This window comes from Sphingorhabdus sp. (genome assembly GCF_035329025.1).
Taxonomy (GTDB): domain Bacteria; phylum Pseudomonadota; class Alphaproteobacteria; order Sphingomonadales; family Sphingomonadaceae; genus Sphingorhabdus_B.
In genome coordinates this window covers 1-24,330 of sequence record NZ_DAOLHN010000046.1, presented here as the reverse complement: position 1 = coordinate 24,330, position 24,330 = coordinate 1, and the positions used below count along the sequence as shown (strand labels likewise).

Genomic DNA, 24,330 nt, shown 5'->3' with positions numbered 1-24,330 from the left:
AAGGATTGAACTTGCGACCCCTGCGATGTCAACACAGTGCTCTACCACTGAGCTATACGCCCACGCTGCGGGCCCATTAGCGGCCTAAATGATTCCGTTCAAGCCCGAATATCGGCGTTCAATTGAGACCGGATGCGCTTTCTTTGGTGAACAGCCTCTCAACTTCAAGAACCAGGTCCTTCAGGTGGAATGGCTTCGACAGAACTTTCGCCTGTGGCATCGATTGCCCTGCGCGCAATGCGACACCGGAAAATCCGGTAATGAACATGACTTCGGTGCGCGGCGAAACTTTGCTGCAATGGCGGGCTAGCTCGATACCGTCCATTTCGGGCATCACAATATCGGTCAACAGCAAGTCGAAATGCTCGCGTTCCAAAAGTGGTGCCGCCTCAGTCCCCCGGTCGACGGAGACGACGTCATATCCTGAGCGTTCCAGCGCGCGCGCCAGATATTCGCGCATCGCTTGTTCATCTTCCGCAAGAAGAATTCTGGTCATTGCTTGTCCTGTCATCGGGCTTTTCTGCCGTCGCGATTCTCTATTGGGCCGTTGATACCACCAGACCGTAAAAATATTGCACCGCATTTACCAATTTTGTCCTATCCTATGCCGCAATGGACAAAACGGGCTGCATCGAAAGTTCCGAAAACAGCGGAAATTGTGGATTTCAGCTGTTCAATCTGGATTCACCCGCCCTGCCCATTCTCATTTCCGTGCCGCATGCCGGTCGGGAGTATCCGGCCCAACTCCTCGATAATCTGCGAATCACCCCAGCCGCGTTGCAAAGGTTGGAAGACCGCTATGCCGACCGCCTTGTGGCAACGGCAATTGCATCCGGAACACCCGCAATTGTCGCCAGTCGGGCCCGAGCATGGATGGATCTGAACCGAAGCGAGGACGAACTCGATCCGGAAATGATCAAGGGCGGCGGTGGCGGACGAAAACTTTCAGGCAGTGCCAAAATGCGCGGCGGGCTTGGTTTGGTACCCCGCAGGTTGCTGCACTGCGGGGATATCTGGAAACACCCGTTTGACGTCGATGATATTGAGCAGCGTCTGGATAGTTTTCATCGCCCCTACCATCATCAAATCGAACACATGTTGATGCAGATGCGTGACCGCTTTGGTATCGCTCTGCTGGTCGACATTCATTCGATGCCGCCGCTTCTGCCCGTGGGAGGGTTTCGGCCGCACATTGTAATTGGCGATAGGTTTGGGCAAAGCGCAGCTTCGCTTTATTCGGAAGTCTTGTTGCAGCGGTTAAAGCAGATCGGGATGTCGGCTGCGCTGAACCACCCCTATTCCGGCGACTATATCTTGCGCAGGCATGGGCAAGTCCGCAAGAACATCCACGCCATCCAGATAGAAGTCGACCGTTCACTTTATCTCGACTCGGACCTGCGAGAGCCGGACGCGGGGCTTGGAACGACCAGCGAGTTGATAACCGAATTACTCATGCTGCTGGCCGAGCTGACGGGCGGCACTTCGATGTCGATGGCAGCCGAATAGCCTTGGAAAACAACCATTTTCGTTGCCCAAGAAAAAACCACCCCGGAAAAATCCGGGGTGGCCAAGGTTCAGGGAGGTGGCGCTGACCTGCAGCGCCGTAGGACGGATAAGGGAGGGGAGATATCCGTCCTGAAGCAAAGATGGGGTTTTCGTGCCTCCAAATCAATAGCCGAGTCTGTATCAACTCGTATCAGCGCGACGAAATCCCCTCCGATACGTGCAGATGTCCTAGGGCCACATGCGCTGGAAGAAGGGTAATTTGTCCGCAAACTGGTGCTTCAAAGCACCAAGAATATGCAACAATATCAATAGAAAAAGAGGCTTTGTGAGGACTTCATGAGCTTCATGGCCGATGCCTGCGAGGTCCTTGCTTTTGTCTATCGGCAAGGTCGCATCGAATAGGCCGAAAAAGTCAACTGGCGGGGCTTGCGGGTGCGCCGATGCCATCAGCCATCCCGAAAACGGAACGGCGATGATCAGGAAATAGAACAGGAGATGTACGAACTTGCCGAGCCCGGCCTGCCATGCAGGAATGGCTTCAGGCAGCGGCGGCGGCTTGTGGCCCACACGCCAGAAGAGACGCAGAAGCGACAACAGCAAGATAGAAATACCTATAGCCTTGTGCGGAGCCATGAAGACGCCTTGCGCTTCGCGCGGTAAATCCTCTGCAGCACTGGCGAGGTAGAAATTGGCAAAGACCAGTAGCGCGATCAGCCAATGCAGAATAATCGCGACTTTGCTATATTTGTTGGTCATGGCGGCCCTCCTGTAAAGGGGGCCGCCCACAGCATCACGCGGTGGCAGCCCCGTCGGCAACCGGCACCTTACCTTGCTGAACCTGCAAAGCAAATATATCACGAACCAGCTGCAACGAGAACAGATGGGCATGGATCAGCGGCAACATACCGTTCTGGTTGATCTTGCGCAGTTCATCACCACGCATGTCGCGAAGCTTCTCTTCATTCACCATCTGGAAGCCGCGATACACATAAGGCGCTTCCTTACCTTCCTGTTGAATGGCGACTTCGCCTTCCATCAGCAGTCCATATTTCTGCAATTCTTCGACAAAGGCAGCGGTGCGGGCACCTGCCTGTTCGAAATCTTCGCAGAATTTCAGGATCTCGCGCGTTGTATCTGTAGCATCGTTGCCGTCAAAAAGGGCGGCACCTTCATCCTTGAAGTCGCCAATGACTTCCGAAGTTGGGTCGAAGCACAATGTGAGCTCGTCGCTGTCGGGACGCAGACGGGCCAGCATGAAAGGATAGCGACGGATATAGGCAGGCAAATAAACGGGCGAACTGAATTTTCCTTCGTCGTCCAAGAAGACATTGACGCCTTCGTTCATGCCCATAAGCGCAAGCGGAACAGGGTTATCACCAGCCGAAAAAATGATCGGGAAGTTACGCGAAGCCGAGACAAACTCTTCTACCGTCAGCGGAATGGCATGCTGACCTTGCATGAACTTGGCGCTGTCCATCGGACGGCTCTTGAAATTGCCATGTTCATTACTGTTCAGCGGAACAAGATCTTGATAGAAAATCGGCAAGCCTTGCGGCGCGGGCTGGGTAGCCATTGAATACTCCGTCATTTGGATTGGAATTAAAGATTGCTGGCGGCTTTAGGCGGCGGCGCCGTTGCTGGCAAGAGGAACGAGCTTTCCGGGGTTCATGATCCCCTTTGGGTCAAGTGCAGATTTGATGGCACGCAAGGCCGCAAGGCGTGCTGGATCGGAAAGCCGTTCAAACTCGGCCAACTTTGCCTTGCCTATCCCGTGCTCGGCGGAGAGAGAACCCCGATATTCGGTAACCCGGTCATAGACGTCCGCGCTGATGCGTGAGCCATAGTCTGCATACCATCTGTCGGCGACGACACCTTTCGGCGCTTTCACATGGAAATGGATATTGCCATCTCCCAAATGGCCGAACGCGATGATGGATGTGCCCGGATAGCGCGCTTCAAATATCGGAGATTCCTGCTCGATGAAGCGCGCCATCGCATCGACAGGTACGCTGATGTCATGCTGCAAGGCGGGCCCTTCAGCACGTTCAGCCTCGGCAATGCTGTCTCTAATTTTCCAAAACGCTTCCGCTTGCGTCTCACTCGCTGCAATTACGGCGTCGCGCGCAAGACCCTGTTGGAGCATCGTGCCAAGAAACTGTTCGGCGGCAAACAAGGGCGGATCCTCATCCGGACTGTCTTTGGCGAGCTCCATCACAATATGCCATGCATATTGGCTTCCCAAAGGGGCACGGGTTCCCGGAATATGCCGCAGAACATGACGGAGTGCCGTATCAGGGAGTATCTCAAACCCTTCGAGCATAGCTGGAAATGCATGCTCTGCCTCGCGCAGAAGCTTATAGGCGGCAGATGGGCTATCGACCGAGACCCAAGCGACGCAGCGTTCAATCACGGCCGGAACAAGATGCAATGTCGCCTTTGTAACAATGCCGATCGTGCCTTCGGCTCCAATCAGCAGATGTTTCAGATCATAACCCCGATTGTCTTTTTTGAGCGGCGTTAGTCCGTCGAAAATCGAACCGTCTGGAAGTACCGCCTGAACACCAGCAACCAGATTGCGCATCGTACCGTGGCGCAAGACCTGGGTTCCGCCGGCATTGGTCGATATCAAGCCTCCGACTGTAGCTGAACCTTTGCCGCCAAGCGTCAACGGAAAACGCATTCCTTGCGCGGCCACTGCTTCATGCAGGTTATGAAGGATCACGCCCGCTCCACATTGTACCAGTCGAGCGATCGGATCGATTGTCTCGATCTGGTTCAATCGCCGGAGCGAGAGCAGACAGCTATCACCACTGTCATCCGGCGTTGCACCTGCGACCATCCCGCTATTTCCACCTTGGGGAACAAGGGGCAACCCCGCCCCACTGGCAATCTTCACGATCGCCGCAACTTCTTCGGTTGAAGCCGGTGACAGTAGCGCTGCGGCCTTACCCGTGTATCGACCACGCCAGTCGGTGGTCCAGGGCGCAAGATCGTCTGGATCAGCGCTAAAGCCCTTGGGGCCCAAAAGCTGCTGCAGCTGCTTCAATATATCAGCATGTGACAAAAATTCTCGCTCCTGCAGACCTTGCAATTGACTCACCTATTTGCCCTTCATAGGGCTGGATTAATGCTCCGTTCAACCGTTACGGCTATTGGCAGCAAGAGGCGAATTTTAGTCGGGACCCGACATTGCGCATTTTTCTGATTGTCATTGCCGGTCTCGCGGTCGCTTCAAGCGTGGCATATGGTGCCTATGGGCAGTCGTCCAATGCACTTTTGGACCTTCTGGGAAGCACCAAAGAATTTCAGGCACGTGTTGAGCAAAGGGTGATTATCCGCTTTCCCAATCAGCCTGTTCTTGCGGCACCCGGACGCACCGAAAAGCGTAAGGCGCCCATCTATAATGAGGAAAAGATTGGCAAATGCCTGTTAATGGACAGGCTGGTCGCCTCGCGTCCTGGCCCCAAAAACAGTCTTGAACTGGTCACTCGTGAACGGCAGTTGATACGCGCCTATCTGGGCGATGGATGCCTCGCCCGAGAGTTTTATGCGGGTGCCTATGTCGAACGATCGAAGGACGGCAAATTATGCGTCGATCGCGACCTGATGCACGCCCGCACAGGAGCGAAATGCGAAATTGACAAATTCCGGCTGCTCGTTCCAGAGTAAGATACGCCAAATTCCTTGACTTTTTGACGATGTTTCGCCAATCGCCGCCCACCGGATGCGTGGGACTGCGCTGACCGGCTTATTACCTTCCTTGATATTGGAACCTTATGTCATTTGCCGATCTCGGCCTTTCCGAAGAACTTTTGAGTGCCGTCCTAGCCGCCGGTTACGATACGCCTACGCCAATTCAGGCACAGGCCATCCCATCCGTTTTGATGATGCGCGACATCATCGGCATTGCACAGACCGGTACGGGCAAGACCGCGTCGTTCGTTCTCCCTATGATCGATGTGCTCGCCCATGGTCGCGCGCGGGCACGGATGCCGCGCAGCCTGATCCTAGAACCGACCCGTGAATTGGCGGCTCAGGTGGCTGAGAATTTTGAAAAATATGGCGTCAATCACAAGCTGTCGATGGCGTTGCTGATCGGTGGCGTTTCGATGGGCGATCAGGTAAAGGCGCTCGAAAAGGGTGTCGACGTCCTGATTGCAACCCCGGGCCGGCTGATGGACCTGTTCGAGCGCGGCAATATCCTGCTCAATGGCTGCGAGTTACTCGTTATCGATGAAGCGGACCGCATGCTCGACATGGGCTTCATTCCTGACATCGAAAATATCTGTACCAAGCTACCGACGACACGACAGACCTTGCTGTTTTCCGCGACGATGCCGCCGCCGATCAAGAAGCTGGCGGACAAGTTCCTTTCGAACCCGAAATATATTGAGGTTGCGAGGCCCGCCTCCTCGAATCTCAACATCGAAGCCAAGCTGGTCGATGTTGCACCGATGAAAAAGCGCGAAGTGCTGCGCGGCCTATTGCGCAGCGAAGATGTGCATACCGCGATCATCTTCTGCAACCGCAAGACCACCGTGCGCGAGCTCAACAAGAGCCTGCAGCAACATGGTTTCCGTTCTGGCGAAATCCATGGCGATATCGATCAGGCGTCGCGTCAGCGACAGCTGGACGCGTTCAAGAGCGGCACCATCAACCTTCTGGTGGCATCCGACGTCGCCGCTCGAGGTCTGGACATCAAGGGCGTCAGCCATGTGTTCAACTTTGACGCACCCTGGCATCCCGACGATTATGTCCACCGCATCGGCCGCACCGGTCGCGCAGGTGCCAAGGGCAAAGCCTTTACCTTTGTGACCAAGGCCGATGAAGAAGCGATCGATAATATCGAGAAGCTGATCGGCCTGAAGATCGAGCGTCTGGGTAAGCAGGCAAGCGAAAGTGCGGACGAACCGGAACGCGAGCGTCCGTCGCGCCGTAAAGCCTCGACGAAACCCAAAGAGCCCAGTGAAGCAAAAGCACCATCTCGGCCGACGAAATCGGAACCTAAAAAGCACAGTAAGCCTGCCGCCAAAGAACGCAGCGACGATACTGACGATGGCGACTGGAACGGCCCGATGCCCGATTTTTTGAACTTCACGATACCGCTCTAATTTTCGGTAACGCATCAAACAAAAAGGCCCGCCGAAGCGGGCCTTTTCTATTTTTGGTTCGGCATTCCTCAGAATTTGCCGCGAAGCGTAATTCCGTAGGTGCGCGGTTCGGCCAGGAAGTGTGAGAACAGCTGGCGACCGCCCGGATATTGCGGATCGGCGAATTGCGCGCTGGCGCCACCAGCCTGGAACGGCGAGTTGAAGGCAACCTGCGCATAGTCCTGATTGAAGATATTCTGGCCCCACAGTTCGAGCGACCAAGCCTCATCCGGACCGCGGATGCCGATGCGCGCGTTGAAGATCGCATAGCCATCCTGTTCCTTTTGCGGGAACAGATCCGAGCCGGTGTTGTAATCGCCAGTCAAACGACCGTCGATGTAAAACAGGCCGGACAAGCCACTGCTGCCAATTTCAGGGGTCCAGGTGATGCTGCTGGTTGCCACCAGTTCGGGTGCGTTCGACAGATTGTCGCCCGGCAGTTTGCGCAGGACGGCATCGAGCGGCGCGCCCGACTTGTTGCCTACAAGGTTGCTGCGATAGCTGGTGTTGGCATAGGTCAGGCCAGCGGCCATCCGGAAGTTGCGAGCTGGCACCAGCGAGGCTTCCAGTTCGAAACCTTCTGCGCGGACGCCATAGCCGACATCGCTGGCAGCACAGGCTCCGGTGGCATTGCTCGAATCACGATCTGCACCACCGAGATCATTAGAACAGCCATTGACGGTCTGTACTATGTAGACAGCGCCATTAAAGGTATTCAACTGGAAGTTGCTGAAATCCGAACGGAAGGCCGAAAGGCTCAGACTGAATGGACCGGTTGCATATTTCGCACCCAGTTCATAACTGTCGACCAGTTCGGGATCGAACTGTAAATTGCCAACCACTGCCTGTGCGCCGCCTACAGCCGCAAAAGTTGTTATGGGTGATTTCAGTGCGGATCGGTCAAGATTGAATCCACCGGCCTTATAACCACGCGCAAAGCTGCCATAGAGCAGTAAGTCATCGGTTGCCTTCCATGAAAGGATCGCGGTGCCGGTAAACTCGTCTTCGCTGCGGCGATCATTGATCGAAACGCCATTCAGTTCTGCCGTCGAATTGCCCTGGCACGCAAGCCCTATAAGTGCGCCTGCCAGCGCACGTGCTGTTGCGATTTGAGCAGGCGTGCCAGCTGTCGTGGTAGTAAGATCATCCGTCACTAGGCCTTGGACGGTCGTGCAACGTGTATTGTCGTTACCAAAGGTGGCGGCGAACTTCTTCTTGTCGCTGGTGTAACGGAGCCCCAGGGTCAAGTCGAGTGTATCGGTGATATGAATGATATTATGGGTGAACAACGCCCAATTGGTACCATTCTGGAAATAGTTTTCAAATGTGCTACCCAGATCGTTCAGGCTGTCGAGTGCGGTAAATGCAGCCACGATATCCGCCCCCGACGTCCCTGTTGCGCCCGCCAGTGTCGCTGGTCCTACTACGGGCGCTACGCAAGAGGGATTAGTCGGCGAATATAGCCCTGCAAGTCCACCGCCCGAAATGATGCGGCAAGTCGCAAATCGGCCATATTGATTGCCGAAGCGCAGATTGTCACGGACCGTCAACTTTTCGTTGGCGTAGAAGCCACCGGCCAACCAGTCGAGTGTGCCGCCAAAAGCTTCACCCTGCAGGCGCAGTTCCTGCGTAAAGGTGTGGAACTGGCGATAGGCATCATCGCTCGGCGCACGATACAGGATGTCGACTTCACCATAGTCGGTGTCTGAGGCCTGACTCGAACGATATTCACGATAGGCCGTAATCGAGGTCAGCTTAGCACCGCCAAAATCATAATCGATCTGGCCCGAAAAACCGTAATCCTTGGTTTCACCAGTGAAAACACGGTTCGGGCTATTCGAAATCTTGCGACCATAGCCTTGACTGAACGACGACAGCGGTTGACCCAGATCACGAAGCACGTTGATAATGTTGTTGGCAGCCGGATTATTCAGCGGCGTCGCGAGATTGTTCAGATTGCCGATATAAGGATTGACCGTGCCGTCAACATAGGTCGCAGCGCAGCATTCTTCCTTGCGCGATGTATAGTCGGCGATCAGCCGAATCGACAAATCATCGGAAGGTTCGATTAGCAACTGACCACGCAGGAAATAACGGTCGCGATTGTTGACGTCGCGGCCGTTCGTATCATCGCGGTAAAAACCATCACGCTTCACATAAATGCCGTCCACCCGGAAAGCGATCTGCTCGCTGATCGGTCCGGTGATGCTGCTGGCAGCGCGCATGAAATCGTAATTGCCATAGGTCAACTCACCGCTGCCACCGAAGGTGAATTCCGGCTTTTTCGAATAGATGCTAATCAGACCAGCCGAAGAGTTGCGTCCGCCAAGTGTACCCTGCGGACCGCGCTGAACTTCGACGCGATCGATTTCACCAAGTTCATTGAGGCCGATGCCTGAACGCGAGCGGTACACGCCATCGATAAAGACTGGAACCGAGCTTTCGAGACCGGGGTTGTCACCAACCGTGCCGATACCGCGGATACGCGCCGAACCATTGGCTTCCGTTCCAGTCGAGGAAACGAGCAGTGAAGGCGCAACCTGGTTCAACTGGCGAATGTCATTCGCGCCGCTGTTCTGCAAAGTTTCGGCATTCACCGCCGAAATAGCCACAGGTACGTCAGACAAGAGCTGCGAGCGCCCCTGAGCTGTCACGACGATTTCGACTTCGTCTTCGGCAGCTTCGGCTGCTTCATCCTGCGCATAGGCAAATGTCGGCATGACCAGCGCACAAGTTGCAGCGGACAAAGCGAACACAGTTTTCCGGATGCCAGTAGTGGCCTTCATAAATCTCTCCTTCAACGTCAAATTATATTATTGGCTGCATACCTATGCGCATTATGCACATAAGTCACCCATGACAGACATTATCGTAACAATTTTTCAAAAAATGTTGCTCAACTGCAACAGAGCGCAACAGTAACATCTAAATTAATCGATTAATTAAAAATATTGTTGCGCGCCAGCTTAACGCGATGTCGCGTCATTTGGGGTATTTGTCTTGGCTATATCATCTTGTTTGTAGACCGGCCGTCCGCCCAACCATGTCTCTTTCACCCGAGCCGCGCGGATTTGCGCAGGCGATGCCAGCAGTGGATCAGTGTCGACCAAGATAAAGTCGGCGCGATGCCCGGGGGTCAGCGAACCCACTTTTCCCTCCGCAAAAGCAGCATAGGCCGCGCCAATGGTGAATCCAGCCAAGGCTTGTTCGCGCGTTACTCGCTCGGCGGGAATCCACCCTCCGAATGGCTGCCCCTGTGCGTCCTCGCGTGTCATTGCCGCTGCGATGCCAGCAAAGGGATTGGGCGCTTCAACAGGCGTATCAGAGCCGAATGCAAGCTTCCCGCCCGCTTTCAGTATCGAGTTCCAGGCATAGGCACCGGCCAGTCGCTCAGGCCCCAACCGCGCTTCCGCCATTAGCCGGTCAGATGTCTGATGGACCGGCTGCATCGACGCTATGATGCCATTTTTGGCAAGGCGGGGCAGGTCGGCCGGATCGACTATCTGCACATGCTCGATCCGCCAGCGCCGGTCGCCCGCATAGGTCTCCGCCAAATCCTCGACTGCGCCAATCGCATCTGCGTTGGCGGCATCACCGATTGCATGCACAGCAGTCTGAAAGCCATCCATAGACGCACGGACCATCAGATTACGGATTTCAGCACTTGCCAGAAATGAAAGACCGGTTTGACCGGGTGCATCGGCATAAGGCTTTTTCAGCCAAGCCCCGCGACTGCCCAGCGCGCCGTCCAGATAGAGCTTCACACCGCCCAGACGCAGCTTGTCGTCATACAACCAGGGTGTCGGGCGCGGCCCTGCAATGGCCACCATATTGTCGATTCCGCCTGCATAGCCAAAGATACGGATCGACAGCCAACCAGCATCGCCTGCGCGCCGATAGCTTTGCCAGTCCTCGATTGTCGTTCCCATATCGGCAATGCTGGTCACGCCTACCGAAAGTAAGGCCTTCTGCGCCTCCGCCAATGCCAGATCGCGTTCCGCAGGTTTGGGTGCGGGGATGTGTTTTGCCACGAGATCGCTGGCCGCATCGACAAAGATGCCACTAGGCTTGGCACCCGCCATCTCGATCCGGCCGCCTGCCGGAGATTTGGTGGCACCGGTCACGCCTGCAATCTCCATTGCCTTGCTGTTGGCCCAGCCTGCATGGCCATCAACCCGCTCGAGCCAGATCGGGCGATCAGCAACGACGGCATCCAGATCGGCAGATGTCGGGAAACGTCCCAAGCCCCATTTTTCCTGGTTCCAGCCACGCCCGACGATCCATCGGCGTTCTGGATATTTGGCGGCATAGGCCTTGATGGCTGCCTGCGCCTCTTCCAGCGAGTTGGTGCCCGACAGGTCGAGCGTCAGCGCGGCAAAACCCAAACCCATAACATGGCCATGCGCATCGATCAGGCCCGGCAACATCGTCAGCCCGCGCCCGTCATGCCGGAAATCGAGCTGTTTGGGAGCCTTTTCCTTGCTGGTCAAAAGCTGGCTGACTTTGCCTTCCCTGTCGATCAGCGCCGCAGAGAAACGCACAACCTTGCCGTCCTTGTCGAGCGTGATGCCATTGACATTTTCGACTATACCATCGGCGTAAACGGGAGCTGCGAGTGCGATGCAAAACGCCGCAGACAATCGGGTTATGGCTTTCATCGTTTCGGCAACCTCCGCACCAATGCGCTCGTATCCTGTCGTCCCCCACCCATATATTGGATGTCAGAGAAAAACTGGTCGGTCATTGCCGCGATGGGAATGCTGGCACCATTGGCGCGGGCTTCGTCGATTGCCAGCCCCAGATCCTTGCGCATCCAGTCAACGGCGAAACCGAAGTCAAACTCGCCTTTCGCCATCGTTGCCCAGCGATTGTCCATCTGCCAGCTTTGTGCAGCACCCCCCGAAATGGCGTCGAAAACCTTGTCGAGGTCCAATTCGGCGCATTGGGCGAAGTGCAGGGCTTCGGACAAGCCCTGCAGCACGCCCGCAATGCAAATCTGGTTGACCATCTTTGCCGTTTGCCCATCACCGGGGCCGCCAACATGGACGACACGTTTGGAATAGGCCGCCATCACCGGTGTGGCCGATGCTACCGCTGCTTCTGTGCCCCCGCACATGATTGCCAACGTACCATTTTCAGCCCCAGCCTGTCCGCCTGTCACAGGCGCGTCAACGCAATGGATGCCGCGTCCCTTGGCTTCGACGGCCAACTGACGCGCGATCCGAGCCGATACCGTTGTATGATCTATGAAGGTGCTGCCCTTGGGCATCGCGGCGAATACACCATCGCGGCCCAATGTGATGCTGGCCAGATCGTCGTCGGTGCCGACACAGCTGACGACAAATTCGGCGTCTTTCGCGGCCTCTGCCGGCGATGCGGTCTTTTGCCCGCCATGTTCGGCAACCCATTTGTCGGTCTTGGCTGATGAACGGTTGTAGACGATCATCTCATGACCGGCATTGCGAAGGTGACGTGCGATCGGGCCGCCCATGACGCCCAATCCGATAAAAGCTATTCTTGCCATGCCTGAGCCTTAATGTCTGTTTTCACATTGCGCCAGATAGGTTAGGGCCCGCGCCACTATGTCCGAGCTTCTGACCCTTGCCGATGTCCGCGCCGCGCATGAGCGCATCCGCGACGCCATTGTCGCAACGCCCACTTTGCACAGCAAAACGTTGTCCAACCTGACAGGCGCGAATATTTACCTGAAGTTCGAAAACCTACAGTTTACAGCGGCCTATAAGGAGCGTGGGGCGCTGAATGCGCTGTTGCTGATGCCTGAAGAAGCGCGCAATCGTGGCGTTATTGCGGCGTCTGCTGGCAATCATGCCCAAGGCTTGAGCTATCACGGTACGCGGCTCGGCGCTCCGGTGACCATCGTAATGCCCAAGACCACACCGACGGTCAAAATCATGCAGACCGAAGCAGTGGGCGGTAAAGTGGTCCTCGAAGGCGAAAAGTTCGATGACGCCTATAAGCATGCGCGCCTTCTCGAAAAGGAACTGGGGCTGACTTTTGTCCACCCCTTTGATGACCCCAAGGTCGCGGCAGGCCAAGGCACCGTTGCCCTGGAGATGCTCGAAGAGATTCCGACGATCGACACTTTGGTTGTCCCTATCGGTGGCGGCGGGCTGTTGTCAGGCATGGGCACTGCGGCGCGCGGCATCAATCCGGATATCGAACTGGTGGGCGTGCAGGCCGAGCTTTATCCCTCGATGTACGCACTGCTGAACAACAAGCAGATGCCGTGCGAGGGCGATACGCTGGCCGAAGGCATTGCGGTCAAGGTGCCGGGCGAATTTACTTCGAAAGTCATCCGTGACATTGTCGACGATGTTGTTCTGGTGTCGGAACCAGAGCTCGAAACGGCAGTCAGTCTGCTCCTCCAGATCGAAAAGACCGTGGTCGAAGGCGGCGGTGCAGCCGGCCTCGCAGCCGTGATGGCTTATCCGGAAAAGTTCAAAAGCAAGAATGTCGGCATCGTGCTGAGTGGCGGCAATATCGACACCCGCCTGCTCGCCAATGTGTTGCTGCGCGATCTCGCCCGTTCGGGCCGCCTCGCCCGCTTGCGTATCACTCTGCAGGACCGCCCCGGTGCGCTCTACAAGGTGATGAAACTGTTCAACGAGCATAATATCAACATCATCGAAATCTATCACCAGCGCATCTTCACAACGTTGCCGGCAAAGGGCCTGATAACGGACATTGAATGTGAAGCGCGTGATGCCGAGCAGCTGCAGGGTCTGGTCGATTCGCTGAAAGATGCAGGCTACAAGATCGAACGCGTCGAACTGAATTGAACAAAATCAATGCCATCGCATATTGATGGTAAATGCCCTTTTCAGCACTCCCGTAAAGCGTCATAACCCCTCGCAACCAACAACATAAGGCGAGGTCGGTTTACCATGAGCGCACCAGTCCGCTTTCCGCGCTTCTTTGTCACAAACCCGGCCCCCTGCCCCTATTTGCCCGGCAAAACCGAGCGCAAGGTATTCACCGAACTCAACGGTGCACACGCAACCGAGCTGAATGAGGCGCTGGGCCGCATCGGTTTCCGCCGCAGCCAGAATGTCGCCTATCGACCCAGCTGCATCGACTGCAAGGCATGCGTCCCCGTTCGCATATTGGCCGATGGGTTCCAGCCCAACGCCACCCAGCGCAAGATATTGAAGCGCAATTCAGACCTGCAGGTCAGCGCTTGTCGTCCCTGGTCGACCAACGAGCAATATGAGCTGCTGCGCCGCTATCTGAAACAGCGTCACCCTGAAGGTGGCATGGCCGATATGGACGATATGGATTATGCCGACATGGTCGAGCAGACGCCGGTGCACAGCCATGTCGTCGAATATCGGCTTCCCGCTCGCTATGGCGCGCAAGGCGAACTGATTGGAGCGTGCATTACCGACCAGCAATCAGATGGTCTGTCGATGGTATACAGCTTCTACGATGCCGAAGCCGAAGGCCGTCTGGGCTTGGGCAATTTCATCATCATGGATCACATCATGCGCGCGCGCGCGGCCGGGCTTCCCTTCGTCTATCTGGGCTATTGGGTCGAAGGTGCAGCGCGGATGCAGTACAAGACCCGCTATCGTCCGCTCGAAAAACTCAGCCCCGATGGCTGGGTGGATTTTGAACAGGGCGAACAGGCCGACCTTTTCAGCTAACAAAAAACCCCGCCAAGGCGGGGTTTCTTATTTGGGCTCGTAATCACTCAGCGGCACACGCAGCGCGGCTTCGGCTTCGGCTTCGCTTTCCACTTGCGCACAGCCTTCCTTTTTACGGGTACCGTTTCATAATAGATTTCTTCGGTTACCGTGGTCGTGGTCACGGGCACCATCGAATATGTGACCATCGGTGCCGGGTAGTAATAATAGCCATAGGGAAAGGCGCCGTAAGCGTGGCCATAGCCTGAACCATATCCATTATCGCTCGGCAGATATTTCTCGCACTTCTTCATCGACTTTTCGACACCGAGACCGGCAAGCGCACCAAGCCCCGCACCAATGAGCGAACCTTCGGTACGGTTACCGCGGCCCGCAATGCGGTTACCGGCAATCGCGCCCAATATCGCGCCGATTGCGGCACCGCCAACACCGTCGCTCTTCAGGCACTTCTCATATTCGCGGTTGTCATAGCCTGCACCATAAGCAGGCGGCATGGGATAGGGTGCTGCGGCATGCGGAACGTCGTATGGCGCACCGGCTGCGGGCATGGGATGATGCGGCATCCGGTGATTTGGTGTCTCTTCGCCGTGACGGGTCACGGTGCCATTCCACTGGCCTTCATAAACCCGGCCATCCTTGTCGACATATTGGCCCTTGGTCCATTCGCCCTGATATTCATAGCGCACGCCACTTGCATCAGAATAGGTCGGCATGCCTGGGCCATCCAGATCGTAGATGCCATGATCGGCACCCATGGCCGGGCCATATTCGGCATGATCATGATGCTTCTTGCCCGAGTCGCTGGCGGCCTGTGCTGGCATCGCTATTAAAGCGCTGGTCGCAAGGCTCGCAATCAAGAGGACTTTCATGGTTAATCGCTCCCTAATCACGAAGACGCGCTTTGCACGCATTCTTCGATAGTTAAGAAGTGCTTAACATTATTTTGAAGTGCGCACCATGACGCGAATGTAAATTGGGGGTGCCCTAGAACTTTTGTTCCAAAATGAAGCAGTGAGTCAGATGCGCGTTGAGAGCAGTTTAGCAAGCGCTTCGAACCCTGCGGCATCATCCGCATCGAACCGCGCTGGCAATGGGCTGTCGAGATCAATGACGGCTATCACTGCACCGTCCTGCTTCACCGGCACAACCAGTTCCGACCGGCTATCCGCATCACAGGCGATATGGCCGGGGAAAGAGTGGACATCTTCGACCAGTTGCGTTGTTCCTGTGCGCGCCGCTGCTCCGCATACGCCCTTATCGAGCGGGATTCTAATGCATGCCGATTTGCCTTGAAAAGGCCCAAGCACCAATTCACCGCCGACCATGCGATAGAAGCCCGCCCAGTTAAGGTCTGGCACGAATTGCCAGATCAACGCCGAGACGTTTGCCATATTGGCAATGCCGTCCGGCTCGCCGGCGGTCAGCGCATCGGCTGCCTTCAATAGCTCGGCGTATAGCTCCGTTTTAGGGAGGTCAGTTGCGATATCGAATGCGTACATGCTTGCCCAGATAGTCAATCGAGCCGGACTTTACCACGGCCCTTCTTGATTTCCCCCCGCCCCTTTTTGGCATCGACGCGTTTGGCCTTGGATGCCTTGCTCGGCTTTGTCTTGATCCGCGGGGCCTCCCGAACGAACGCCTGATCGATCAGGCGGATGATGCGCGCGCGGGCCTCTGCCCGGTTGGCCTCTCTTGTACGGTGTTCGCGCGCGGTGACGATCAACTCTCCCGACGATGTCATCTTGCTGCCTGCAAGGGTTTTCAGTTTGCGATAAGCATAGGGCGGAAGGCCCAATCGGAACACATCGACCCGCAACTGGCACGCGGTTGCCACCTTGTTGACATTCTGCCCGCCCGGACCGGTCGATGCCAGAAAGGTCTCTTCAAGCAGTTCCTCGGGCAGTTCAAACGGCATATCTTCTTTTAGGCCGCAGCTGACCACGGCGCTAGTCGAAACGCCATGCATCCATCGCGAGCACGCCATATTCGACGCTGGCGTACAGCTTGGTAGCCTTGCCCTCAAGACCGCCTGCGCCCAATGCCGCGAACAATGGCAGGATATGGTCCATAGTCGGATGATTGTCGGTTCCGTGCGGCGCGTGTCCAATCGCGCCGAGTACCGCATCGTGGCCGCCAGCCATCAATTGCCTATCGAGCCAGCCGAGGAAATCCGTTACCCAAGGTTGCGTAGGCGCATCGGCCGCATAGCCACCCCGGAAAAATGCATACAGATTGTGCGTAATCGCGCCTGATCCGATAACGAGGACGTTGTTGTCGCGCAGCGCCTCCAGCGCCAGACCCAGCCGATAATGATAGTCCGGCGTAGCACGCGAGTTGATCGAGACCTGCACCACCGGAATATCGGCATTGGGCCATGCCAGCATCAACGGTGTCCAGGTGCCGTGATCGAACCCCCGTTCAGGGTCGAGGCGGTTCGCAATATCGGCGTCATCCAGCATCCGGGCTATGCGTTGCGCCAGTTCCGGTGAACCCGGAGCCGGATAGCGCATACGGTAAAGGGCATCCGGAAAGCTGCCAAAGTCGTGAATGGTTCCCGGTTGTTCGGCAGAGGTAATCGACGCCAGTGGTTCGTCATGATGCGCCGAGATCATGACGATGGCGTCCGGCCGTGTCGGCAGCTCGCCTGCCAGCCCGGCCAGAAAATGCCGGGCTGGCGTGTCGTCAATCACTATGGTTGGCGCACCATGCGAAACGAATAAGGCGGGCTGCCTTGTCATGGCTCAGCCAAACAGCTTTGCTGCGGTGTTGGCAACGCGGCGACCAAGATAGCGCGCGCCTTCAAGTTCGGTCTCGCTTGGCTGGCGGCTGCCATCACCATTGGCAATCGTAGTCGCGCCATAGGGCGCTCCGCCGACCACCTCGTCATTTCGCATCTGCCCGGCAAAGCCGTAATCGAGACCGACGATGGTCATGCCGAAATGCAGCAGGTTGGTGAGGATTGAGAACAAGGTCGTTTCCTGCCCACCATGCTGGGTAGCGCTGGAAGTAAAGGCCGCGCCGACCTTGCCATTCAATTCGCCGCGCGCCCAGACGCCCCCGGCGGTGTCCCAGAACGCCGCCATCTGGCTCGACATCCGTCCGAAACGGGTGCCCGTGCCGACGATGATTGCGTCATAGTCTTTGAGTTCCTCGATAGTGGCAACCGGGGCAGCCTGATCGAGTTTGAAATGCGCGGCTTGTGCGATCTCGAGCGGCGCGGTTTCGGGAACGCGTTTCACATCGACGGTCGCGCCGGTTTCACGCGCACCTTCGGCAATGGCGTTGGCCATGGTCTCGATATGGCCATAGCTGGAATAATAGAGGACGAGGACTTTGGGCATAAGATGGTTCTTTCTGGAAAAGGCCCCTCCTCCACGGCGGGAGGAGGGGTTCAGGGGGGAGGGTTAGTCTGCGTCTACAAGGACGATTTCGCTGTCTTCGATGGCGCTTATGGTGATCGTTCCCGCAGTGATCGCCACGCCGTCACGGGCGTTGGCGCGCTGACCATCTATGTCGATGGCACCCGTGGCAGGAACCAGATAGGCGTAACGCCGGTCGCCGACCTGATAGGTCAGGCTCTCGCCTGCCTTCAAAGTCGCACCGAGCACCCGCGCATCGGTGCGGATGGGGAGTGCATCGCTATCTTCTTCAAAGCCGCTGGCCAGCACCTGCCAAGCACCGGAACGGTCACTTTTGGGGAAGGGTTTGGTACCCCAGCTGGGCGCGCCACCGGTCCGCTTCGGCACGATCCAGATCTGGAATAGCGTCGTTGCCTCATCCTCCAGATTATATTCGGCGTGGCGGATGCCAGTACCAGCGCTCATCACCTGCACATCGCCCGCAGCGGTGCGGCCTTTGTTCCCCAGGCTATCCTGATGGGTAATTGCGCCAGTGCGGATATAGGTGATGATTTCCATGTCCGCATGAGGATGCGGGGGGAAGCCGGTTTGCGGCTGGATGATGTCATCATTCCAGACACGAAGGCTGCCCCAGCTCATGCGATCCGGGTCATGGTAATTGGCGAACGAGAAATGGTGATGGGCATCGAGCCAGCCATGATTGGCCCCGCCAAGGCTGGCGAAGGGGCGGATTTCCACCTTTGCTTTGCTGTCGATCATCGGAATGCTCCTTATTTCTGTGTTGCCGCCAAAATAGGTCTATGAATTGGGATTGAAATAGAAACATTGGAAACCTATTGTTTCCAAATATGCGACTACCTGATTATGAAGCCTGGAGCATTTTCGCCGCCGTCGCCGAAGAAGGCGGCTTTTCGCGCGCGGCGGAATTGCTCGGCCTGTCCAAGGCGACGGTATCCAAGGCCGTCTCCCGTCTGGAGGCTCAAGTCGGTGCGCCATTTTTCCACCGAACCTCGCGGCGTTTGGTATTAAGCGAGAGCGGCGTGTCGCTGCTCGAGCAGGCAAAAGCGATCGTCGCCGCAGGCGAGGCCGCCGAGGAAGCGGCGCGCGATGAGGCAAGCGAACCGGTCGGCCTGATCCGCCTCGCCGCACCGATGAGCTATGGCATCAGCCGCGTTGCACCTTTGCTCTCCGAATTTCTGTGCAGCCATCGCGGCATCAGCATCGACATGCACCTGTCCGACGCCAAAGTGGACCTGATCGGCGAGCGATTCGATCTGGCGCTGCGCATCGGCGCGCTGCCCGACAGCTCCTTGCGCGCGAGGCGGTTGCGCGGGGTTACCGGCTATGTCCTCGCCAGCCCCGATTATCTTGCGCAAAACGGCGAGCCGCGCCACCCTGCCCAACTGGGCGAGCATCGCTGCATCAGCTATTCGCTCTCCTCCAGCCCCGAAAGCTGGCGTTTCACCGGTTCTGATGGCAGCGAGGCAGTCGTGCGGCTGTCCGGCCCACTGCGCGTAAACAATGGCGAGGCGATGCTGCCCGCCCTCTGTGCTGGTCTGGGCATTGGAATGTTGCCCGATTTCATCTGCGAACGGGATATCGCTGCGGGTCGTCTGAAACCGATATTGCAGGGCTGGAAAATCCCGCCCATCGCCATCCACATCGTCACCCCGCCGAGCACATTCCGCCCGCGCCGGGTTACGGCCTTGATCGATTTTCTGGTGGAGAAATTGTCGACTATTTAGGCGACCGCAGGCTCCAGCAGCCTCAACGTTCCGGCATCGGCATCAATTTCGGCCATCACGCCCTGCGGTATTGTGAACTGATCTGAAATATGCCCGAACCATGCGCCTTCAAAGGCAGGGATACCCAAAGGTTCAAAATGCTGGCGCAGGATCGAATTGAGGGTGAAGCTGCTGCCATCGGGATTTCGGCAATTGGTGCACTGCCCAAAGACCACGCCTGCCAATCCCTTGAGCACGCCCGCCTGCCCCAATTGGGTCAGCATCCGGTCAATGCGATATTCGGCCTCGTCGATATCCTCGAGGAAGAGGATCGCACCGGTAAAGTCGGGTAGATAGGGCGTACCTGCAAGCGCAGTCAGCACCGTCAAATTGCCACCGAGCAATTGTCCTTGAGCCTTGCCACCACGAATTTTGATCGTCCGCCAGCGCCGCTGCACCAGCCGGTCCTCATTGGCCTTGGGATTTTCAAACAAAGGCGTCGCCGCATCAAAGGCAATCCCTTTGAAGCTTTCAACCGAGGCCTTGCCCCAGGCGCTGCTGGCATTGGGTCCGTGCAGCGTCACCGCCCCGCCCTTTGCCGCGATTGCCATATGGAGCGCGGTGATGTCGCTATAGCCCATCAGGAATTTGGGATTGGCCCGCACGACATCCCAGTCGACAAAGGGCAAGGCACGCGCCGCGCCCCAGCCACCGCGCACCGCGAAGATCGCTTTGACGTCCTTGTCGGCGAACATCGCATTGATATCGGAACCGCGTTCCTTGTCCTGCCCCGCCAGATAGCCATAGCGCTTGAGCAGATTGGGCGCGCGCTTGGGCACCAGCCCCATCGCCCGGATCGCTTCCTCTACCAGCACCAGATCGAAGGGATCGTCGCTTGCCGAAGCGGGTTCGATCAGGCCGATGGTATCGCCGACTTTGATCCGTGGAGGCTTTATGCGCTTACCGGCAACAGGAGCGGCGAAAACCGCAACATTCAAAGCAGGCAGGGCCGGCGACGCCATCAGCGCCGCCAGCCCCGTCATGATTGTGCGACGCGACGGCGTCAGAACTTTGCTTCCACAGCCAGCGTGAACGAACGGCCACGTGGGTCGGCGACGCGGGGTTCCCACGACCCACCCGAGCCGTTGATAGTATCATATGTGATCGCAAACGGCGGGTCCTTGTCGAAAAGGTTCCTGATACCGAAAGTGATCTCATAATTCGGCGCCAAGCCCTTATATGCCAGCGCAAAATTATAGGTCATGTAAGGCTTTACCCGCTCGTTATAGTCAGGTCGCGTATTGCCACGCGGGTTCAGGAAGTTCGGCAGAACGAAATTCCTGTAGCCCGAGCGATAGATTTGCGACAGCGACAGCGAAATATCTTCGGTCGAATAGCTGATGAAGGCATTATGCTTCCACCGCAGTCCAAGATCACCCGAAAGCGAGAAGATATTGATCAGGCTCGCGCCGAATGGCGATGTCGGCGTCAGTTTCTCTTTCTTCTTAAGAAGATAGGTTCCATCCAGTCCGAAGTCGAGCGAACCGCTCAACGCATCAAAACCTCCACGAAATGCCACTTCAATACCTTGCGTCTTGCGAGCACCCGCATTGATCCAGCGTTGGTCGATAGCTGTTATGTCACCCGCCGCATCCTTTATGAATCGATCCGGGAACGTTGCTGCATTCTGAAGCAACTGCTGGACAGTCAACGTTGTAATGGTTCCGTCGACGTCAATCGACCACCAGTCGAGAGACAAGCTGAATCGCGGCGCGGGCCTCAATACAATGCCCAGCGAGAATTGCTCAGCCTCTTCAGGCCCAAGATTAAGGTTACCACCGTTCAATAGTGCAGGCGTTATATTGGCGCAGTTGGGGTCGATTGGTGGCGTGTTGTCGACAACCAATGACGGGCATTTGAACGGATCGACGACGGCTGCGCTAGTTGAAGTAGTCGCAGTGATGCCATTGAATATCTGGTTAAAGGTCGGAACGCGGAATCCCGTATTATAGGAACCTCGAAGCAAAGCCCAATCCATAGGCTGGAATTTAAACGAAAATTTCGGGTTAATAGTGCTGCCAAAACCCGTGTAGTCATCGATACGAGCAGCAGCCGTAAGTTCCAGCATATCAAATACGGGGAGCAAGACTTCTGCATATGCGGCCTTGACGTTCCGCTTCTGGGGAGCGAGCGCATTCGCGTTGTCAAAGGCCACATTGAATATATCCGGCTGCGCAAGGATGTTGCCGGCATCCGATCCGTTGAATTCGTAGGTCTCTTTGCGATAGTCGATGCCAACGGCTACTTTTGCATCGCCACCGGGAAGAGCAAATAAGGAGCCTGATACTGAAGCATCAAACTGCAGAACTTTGTAGCGCCCACCATAAAGCGTCGTTCCTTTGGCTGAAACTGCATCGAGCGCGGCAAGTGCAGCTGCCGATTGCTGCAGCGAGAAAGGGTTGATGATCCCACTGTTGAAAAGGCCGACAATACCTGGCCCCGAGGCCCCTGGCGCCGTTGGCGCGCGCGGATCATTTTGGCCTGGCAGACCGATAATCACACCATTGGCATCACGGGTCGTGGTGCGGAAAACACCAGTGTAGTGATAGCCTGTCCCCAACACCGATTGCGACTCGCTTTGGGCGTAGGAACCGCCAACGCGATAATCCCATCCGCCGCCGAGCGGGCCATCCAGCCCCAATGCGGCACGGAAAGTTTTGGTATCGGTTTGATATTCGCGCGGGCCACAAGTTACGCAGCGCCAGCGGAACGACAAAGGCAAACCATAGCGAGCATCCAAAGCCGCCTGCTGAGCCGGGTTGGTAAAGGCACCCCTGATCGAATTGAATACCTGATTATATGTTGATGCCGTCTGTGCATTTAATGGATAATAAATCGGCAGGTTCACAGCTGTCGAAACAGATGTCGAATATTGGTTGTTCGAGAATATTTTTGACGAATTAGCGTCAGATCCGGTCAGTTCGGCCGACAGTAAATGGTCGCCACCCAGATCAGCTACACCGCGCACATAATAAGTTAGCGTTTCGATCGGCTGCTGCAGGACAACGTTGCGTCCGGTATCCCACGCGCAGGCATAATAGGCCGTCGCGGTGTTCCACAAATCATAGTCATAATTCATCCCGTCAGGCATTGAATCACAGCCCGCTCCACCCGGGAGGTCAAGAATATTAATGCCGCCCGCAGCAGCGTTGGCGCCATTCGGCGCAGTCAAAGTCAATCCTTGCAACAAAGAACCGGTTGGTGACTGGAAGGCATTTCCTGCAACGTTGAAAGCCGTCGCAATAGGTGTACCGCGCGTATCAATCGACAGGCCTTGGTTGGGACGGTCACCATCGGTGAATTTTCGGTCCGAACCTTTCAGTATTTTGTTCCAGCGATAGGAAACGGCACCCATGATGTTGAAGCCGTTCTCGTTCAAATCACCATAGCCCGCAATTCCACCTAATCGGTAAATCGCTCCGTCGCCGCGCTCGGTAATGTCAACATTGCCTGAAAGGCCAAGACCCTGATAGTTCGTCTTGGTGATAAAGTTGATCACGCCGCCAATCGCATCAGTCCCATAAATGGCCGATGCACCATCTTTCAGGATTTCGACGCGCTCCATAGCAGAAAAGGGAATCTGGTTGACGTCGACTGCCGAGCCGGAAAGTCCGTGCGCCGCAACACGTCGACCGTTCAACAGCACAAGTGTTGCCGCATTACCCTGACCGCGAAGGTTAGCGGACGACAAACCATTGGTGCCGCGCTGGGCACCCTGCACGACATCGGCGTTAGATGCGAGATTTTCGGGGCCCGTGCCGCTGGTGCTCAAAAATTGGAGCATCTGTTCGGGGCTGGTAATGCCTTCACGCGTCAGTTCCTGCGTCGTGATCACAGTCAAAGGCAATGCACTGTTATTTGGATCCTGCTTGATGCGTGAGCCGGTCACAACAATGGCTTCGCTGCTCGCTTCCGTTGAAGCGTCATCGTCGGCAACGCTCGCATCCTGCGCCACCACCGGTGCCGCGAGGCTCGCGGCGGTCAGATATAATGCCAGCTTGTGCAATTTCATGTGATAGCCCTCCAGCTAATGCCACCCCGCTGTACGGTTGCGGCATATTAAAACCCTGAAAGTTAAGGCTAGCAACGCAATATCCGCTTGGCAAATGGCAATTCGACAAAATATTCGGGTATTTTAATGCGTACCGCTGAAATTATTTTCTGACGCCCGGAAACCCGAAAACCCTAGGATTTGAGTCACTTTTGCTCGATCGGACTCCCCGCGACTCGTGGATTCCCGCGCGTTAAGACGAAATTAACCTTTTCAGTTCATTTCCCTTATGGTTAATAACGATCGATGGCTGCGTCGCCGCTTCGGGCAGCACAGGCATCGGGGGTTGCAAAAGCAAAGAGGGGCCAGCCGCATGCGCGTGTTGCTGATTGAAGACGAACCGACCACCGCGAAAGCCATCGAGATGATGCTCGCGACCGAAGGGTTTAATGTCTATTCGACCGATCTGGGCGAGGAAGGCCTCGATCTCGGTAAACTCTATGATTACGATATCATCCTTCTCGACCTCAACCTGCCCGACATGCATGGTTATGACGTCCTGAAGAAGCTGCGCGTCGCCAAGGTGCAGACGCCGGTGCTCATTCTCTCCGGTATTTCGGAAATGGACAGCAAGGTTCGCTCCTTCGGCTTTGGCGCCGACGATTATGTAACCAAGCCGTTCCACCGCGAAGAACTGGTCGCCCGTATCCATGCAGTTGTGCGCCGTTCGAAGGGCCACAGCCAGTCGGTCATCCGCACCGGCAAGCTGGCGGTCAATCTGGATGCCAAGACCGTCGAAGTTGACGGCAGCCGCGTCCACCTGACCGGCAAGGAATATGCGATGCTCGAGCTGCTTTCGCTGCGCAAGGGCACCAC

Annotated in this window: 22 protein-coding genes; 7 read left to right on the top strand and 15 right to left on the bottom strand. The window is 56.4% G+C overall.

What is annotated here, in order from left to right:
- Positions 1–118 precede the first annotated feature (118 nt).
- A complete protein-coding gene (locus tag PKC81_RS12300; RefSeq protein ID WP_324336505.1) occupies positions 119–496 on the bottom strand; it encodes a cell cycle two-component system response regulator CpdR in 378 nt (125 codons plus the stop codon).
- Positions 497–612: 116 nt separating this feature from the next.
- Between PKC81_RS12300 and PKC81_RS12295 the strand changes: the two genes are divergently transcribed.
- On the top strand, positions 613–1,506 hold the full coding sequence (locus PKC81_RS12295; RefSeq protein WP_324336503.1) for an N-formylglutamate amidohydrolase: 894 nt from the start codon (positions 613–615) through the stop codon (positions 1,504–1,506).
- Between the two features lie 228 nt (positions 1,507–1,734).
- Here the strand turns inward: PKC81_RS12295 and PKC81_RS12290 are convergent, their stop codons facing one another.
- The 3 genes from PKC81_RS12290 to PKC81_RS12280 are packed head-to-tail and all read right to left on the bottom strand — an operon-like array spanning position 1,735 to position 4,570.
- A complete protein-coding gene (locus PKC81_RS12290; RefSeq protein WP_324336501.1) occupies positions 1,735–2,262 on the bottom strand; it encodes a cytochrome b/b6 domain-containing protein in 528 nt (175 codons plus the stop codon).
- Positions 2,263–2,296: 34 nt separating this feature from the next.
- Complete coding sequence (locus PKC81_RS12285) at positions 2,297–3,079, bottom strand: SapC family protein (protein WP_324336499.1); 783 nt, start codon at positions 3,077–3,079, stop codon at positions 2,297–2,299.
- Positions 3,080–3,124: 45 nt separating this feature from the next.
- Positions 3,125–4,570, bottom strand: a complete 1,446-nt coding sequence (locus PKC81_RS12280) for an FAD-binding oxidoreductase (RefSeq protein WP_324336497.1) — start codon at positions 4,568–4,570, stop codon at positions 3,125–3,127.
- Positions 4,571–4,695: 125 nt separating this feature from the next.
- On the opposite strand from PKC81_RS12280, the gene PKC81_RS12275 reads away from it, so the two are divergent.
- Together PKC81_RS12275 and PKC81_RS12270 are read left to right on the top strand one after the other, a co-directional pair.
- Positions 4,696–5,175, top strand: a complete 480-nt coding sequence (locus PKC81_RS12275) for a hypothetical protein (RefSeq protein ID WP_324336495.1) — start codon at positions 4,696–4,698, stop codon at positions 5,173–5,175.
- Positions 5,176–5,282: 107 nt separating this feature from the next.
- Positions 5,283–6,617 (top strand): DEAD/DEAH box helicase, encoded by a 1,335-nt coding sequence (locus PKC81_RS12270; RefSeq protein WP_324336493.1) that lies wholly within the window; start codon positions 5,283–5,285, stop codon positions 6,615–6,617.
- Positions 6,618–6,685: 68 nt separating this feature from the next.
- Here PKC81_RS12270 and PKC81_RS12265 read toward each other — a convergent pair whose 3' ends face one another.
- The 3 genes from PKC81_RS12265 to PKC81_RS12255 all read right to left on the bottom strand — a co-directional run bounded on the left by PKC81_RS12265 (position 6,686) and on the right by PKC81_RS12255 (position 12,180).
- Positions 6,686–9,376: a TonB-dependent receptor gene (locus tag PKC81_RS12265; protein ID WP_324336507.1), complete on the bottom strand. Its 2,691-nt coding sequence runs from the start codon at positions 9,374–9,376 to the stop codon at positions 6,686–6,688.
- Positions 9,377–9,622: 246 nt separating this feature from the next.
- Complete coding sequence (locus PKC81_RS12260) at positions 9,623–11,314, bottom strand: amidohydrolase family protein (protein WP_324336491.1); 1,692 nt, start codon at positions 11,312–11,314, stop codon at positions 9,623–9,625.
- Positions 11,311–12,180 (bottom strand): NAD(P)-dependent oxidoreductase, encoded by an 870-nt coding sequence (locus PKC81_RS12255; RefSeq protein WP_324336490.1) that lies wholly within the window; start codon positions 12,178–12,180, stop codon positions 11,311–11,313. Before PKC81_RS12255 ends, PKC81_RS12260 begins: the two co-directional genes overlap by 4 nt.
- A 58-nt stretch (positions 12,181–12,238) precedes the next feature.
- On the opposite strand from PKC81_RS12255, the gene PKC81_RS12250 reads away from it, so the two are divergent.
- Positions 12,239–13,456 carry a threonine ammonia-lyase gene (locus tag PKC81_RS12250; RefSeq protein ID WP_324336488.1) on the top strand — a complete coding sequence of 406 codons (1,218 nt, stop codon included), beginning with the start codon at positions 12,239–12,241 and terminating at the stop codon, positions 13,454–13,456.
- Positions 13,457–13,561: 105 nt separating this feature from the next.
- Positions 13,562–14,320, top strand: a complete 759-nt coding sequence (locus PKC81_RS12245) for an arginyltransferase (protein ID WP_324336486.1) — start codon at positions 13,562–13,564, stop codon at positions 14,318–14,320.
- A gap of 47 nt (positions 14,321–14,367) precedes the next feature.
- Here PKC81_RS12245 and PKC81_RS12240 read toward each other — a convergent pair whose 3' ends face one another.
- The 6 genes from PKC81_RS12240 to PKC81_RS12215 form a co-directional block, all read right to left on the bottom strand.
- A complete protein-coding gene (locus tag PKC81_RS12240; protein ID WP_324336484.1) occupies positions 14,368–15,189 on the bottom strand; it encodes a glycine zipper 2TM domain-containing protein in 822 nt (273 codons plus the stop codon).
- Between the two features lie 147 nt (positions 15,190–15,336).
- Positions 15,337–15,819: a GAF domain-containing protein gene (locus tag PKC81_RS12235; protein WP_324336482.1), complete on the bottom strand. Its 483-nt coding sequence runs from the start codon at positions 15,817–15,819 to the stop codon at positions 15,337–15,339.
- 14 nt (positions 15,820–15,833) lie between these two features.
- On the bottom strand, positions 15,834–16,235 hold the full coding sequence (arfB, locus tag PKC81_RS12230) for an alternative ribosome rescue aminoacyl-tRNA hydrolase ArfB (protein ID WP_324336480.1): 402 nt from the start codon (positions 16,233–16,235) through the stop codon (positions 15,834–15,836).
- Positions 16,236–16,266: 31 nt separating this feature from the next.
- Positions 16,267–17,058, bottom strand: coding sequence for a class III extradiol ring-cleavage dioxygenase (locus PKC81_RS12225; protein ID WP_324336478.1), 792 nt, complete (start codon positions 17,056–17,058; stop codon positions 16,267–16,269).
- A 3-nt stretch (positions 17,059–17,061) separates the two neighbouring features.
- Positions 17,062–17,661 carry an NAD(P)H:quinone oxidoreductase gene (gene wrbA / locus PKC81_RS12220; RefSeq protein ID WP_324336476.1) on the bottom strand — a complete coding sequence of 200 codons (600 nt, stop codon included), beginning with the start codon at positions 17,659–17,661 and terminating at the stop codon, positions 17,062–17,064.
- Between the two features lie 63 nt (positions 17,662–17,724).
- Complete coding sequence (locus tag PKC81_RS12215; RefSeq protein WP_324336474.1) at positions 17,725–18,438, bottom strand: pirin family protein; 714 nt, start codon at positions 18,436–18,438, stop codon at positions 17,725–17,727.
- Between the two features lie 89 nt (positions 18,439–18,527).
- On the opposite strand from PKC81_RS12215, the gene PKC81_RS12210 reads away from it, so the two are divergent.
- On the top strand, positions 18,528–19,424 hold the full coding sequence (locus tag PKC81_RS12210) for a LysR family transcriptional regulator (protein WP_324336472.1): 897 nt from the start codon (positions 18,528–18,530) through the stop codon (positions 19,422–19,424).
- On the opposite strand, the gene PKC81_RS12205 is transcribed toward PKC81_RS12210, so the two are convergent.
- Complete coding sequence (locus tag PKC81_RS12205) at positions 19,421–20,446, bottom strand: LD-carboxypeptidase (protein WP_324336470.1); 1,026 nt, start codon at positions 20,444–20,446, stop codon at positions 19,421–19,423. The genes PKC81_RS12210 and PKC81_RS12205 overlap by 4 nt on opposite strands.
- Positions 20,447–20,466: 20 nt before the next feature.
- Positions 20,467–23,475, bottom strand: a complete 3,009-nt coding sequence (locus tag PKC81_RS12200; RefSeq protein WP_324336468.1) for a TonB-dependent receptor — start codon at positions 23,473–23,475, stop codon at positions 20,467–20,469.
- 352 nt (positions 23,476–23,827) lie between these two features.
- Between PKC81_RS12200 and PKC81_RS12195 the strand changes: the two genes are divergently transcribed.
- A partial coding sequence (locus PKC81_RS12195; RefSeq protein ID WP_324336466.1) for a response regulator transcription factor occupies positions 23,828–24,330 on the top strand: 503 nt, incomplete at its 3' end.

Coding starts and splice junctions, on each gene's coding strand:
- PKC81_RS12300 (WP_324336505.1), bottom strand. CDS start 496: ATGACCAGAATTCTTCTTGCGGAAGATGAACAAGCGATGCGCGAATAT.
- PKC81_RS12295 (WP_324336503.1), top strand. CDS start 613: ATGGACAAAACGGGCTGCATCGAAAGTTCCGAAAACAGCGGAAATTGT.
- PKC81_RS12290 (WP_324336501.1), bottom strand. CDS start 2,262: ATGACCAACAAATATAGCAAAGTCGCGATTATTCTGCATTGGCTGATC.
- PKC81_RS12285 (WP_324336499.1), bottom strand. CDS start 3,079: ATGGCTACCCAGCCCGCGCCGCAAGGCTTGCCGATTTTCTATCAAGAT.
- PKC81_RS12270 (WP_324336493.1), top strand. CDS start 5,283: ATGTCATTTGCCGATCTCGGCCTTTCCGAAGAACTTTTGAGTGCCGTC.
- PKC81_RS12265 (WP_324336507.1), bottom strand. CDS start 9,376: ATGCCGACATTTGCCTATGCGCAGGATGAAGCAGCCGAAGCTGCCGAA.
- PKC81_RS12260 (WP_324336491.1), bottom strand. CDS start 11,314: ATGAAAGCCATAACCCGATTGTCTGCGGCGTTTTGCATCGCACTCGCA.
- PKC81_RS12255 (WP_324336490.1), bottom strand. CDS start 12,180: ATGGCAAGAATAGCTTTTATCGGATTGGGCGTCATGGGCGGCCCGATC.
- PKC81_RS12250 (WP_324336488.1), top strand. CDS start 12,239: ATGTCCGAGCTTCTGACCCTTGCCGATGTCCGCGCCGCGCATGAGCGC.
- PKC81_RS12245 (WP_324336486.1), top strand. CDS start 13,562: ATGAGCGCACCAGTCCGCTTTCCGCGCTTCTTTGTCACAAACCCGGCC.
- PKC81_RS12240 (WP_324336484.1), bottom strand. CDS start 15,189: ATGAAAGTCCTCTTGATTGCGAGCCTTGCGACCAGCGCTTTAATAGCG.
- PKC81_RS12235 (WP_324336482.1), bottom strand. CDS start 15,819: ATGTACGCATTCGATATCGCAACTGACCTCCCTAAAACGGAGCTATAC.
- arfB (WP_324336480.1), bottom strand. CDS start 16,235: ATGCCGTTTGAACTGCCCGAGGAACTGCTTGAAGAGACCTTTCTGGCA.
- PKC81_RS12225 (WP_324336478.1), bottom strand. CDS start 17,058: ATGACAAGGCAGCCCGCCTTATTCGTTTCGCATGGTGCGCCAACCATA.
- wrbA (WP_324336476.1), bottom strand. CDS start 17,661: ATGCCCAAAGTCCTCGTCCTCTATTATTCCAGCTATGGCCATATCGAG.
- PKC81_RS12215 (WP_324336474.1), bottom strand. CDS start 18,438: ATGATCGACAGCAAAGCAAAGGTGGAAATCCGCCCCTTCGCCAGCCTT.
- PKC81_RS12210 (WP_324336472.1), top strand. CDS start 18,528: ATGCGACTACCTGATTATGAAGCCTGGAGCATTTTCGCCGCCGTCGCC.
- PKC81_RS12205 (WP_324336470.1), bottom strand. CDS start 20,446: ATGACGGGGCTGGCGGCGCTGATGGCGTCGCCGGCCCTGCCTGCTTTG.
- PKC81_RS12200 (WP_324336468.1), bottom strand. CDS start 23,475: ATGAAATTGCACAAGCTGGCATTATATCTGACCGCCGCGAGCCTCGCG.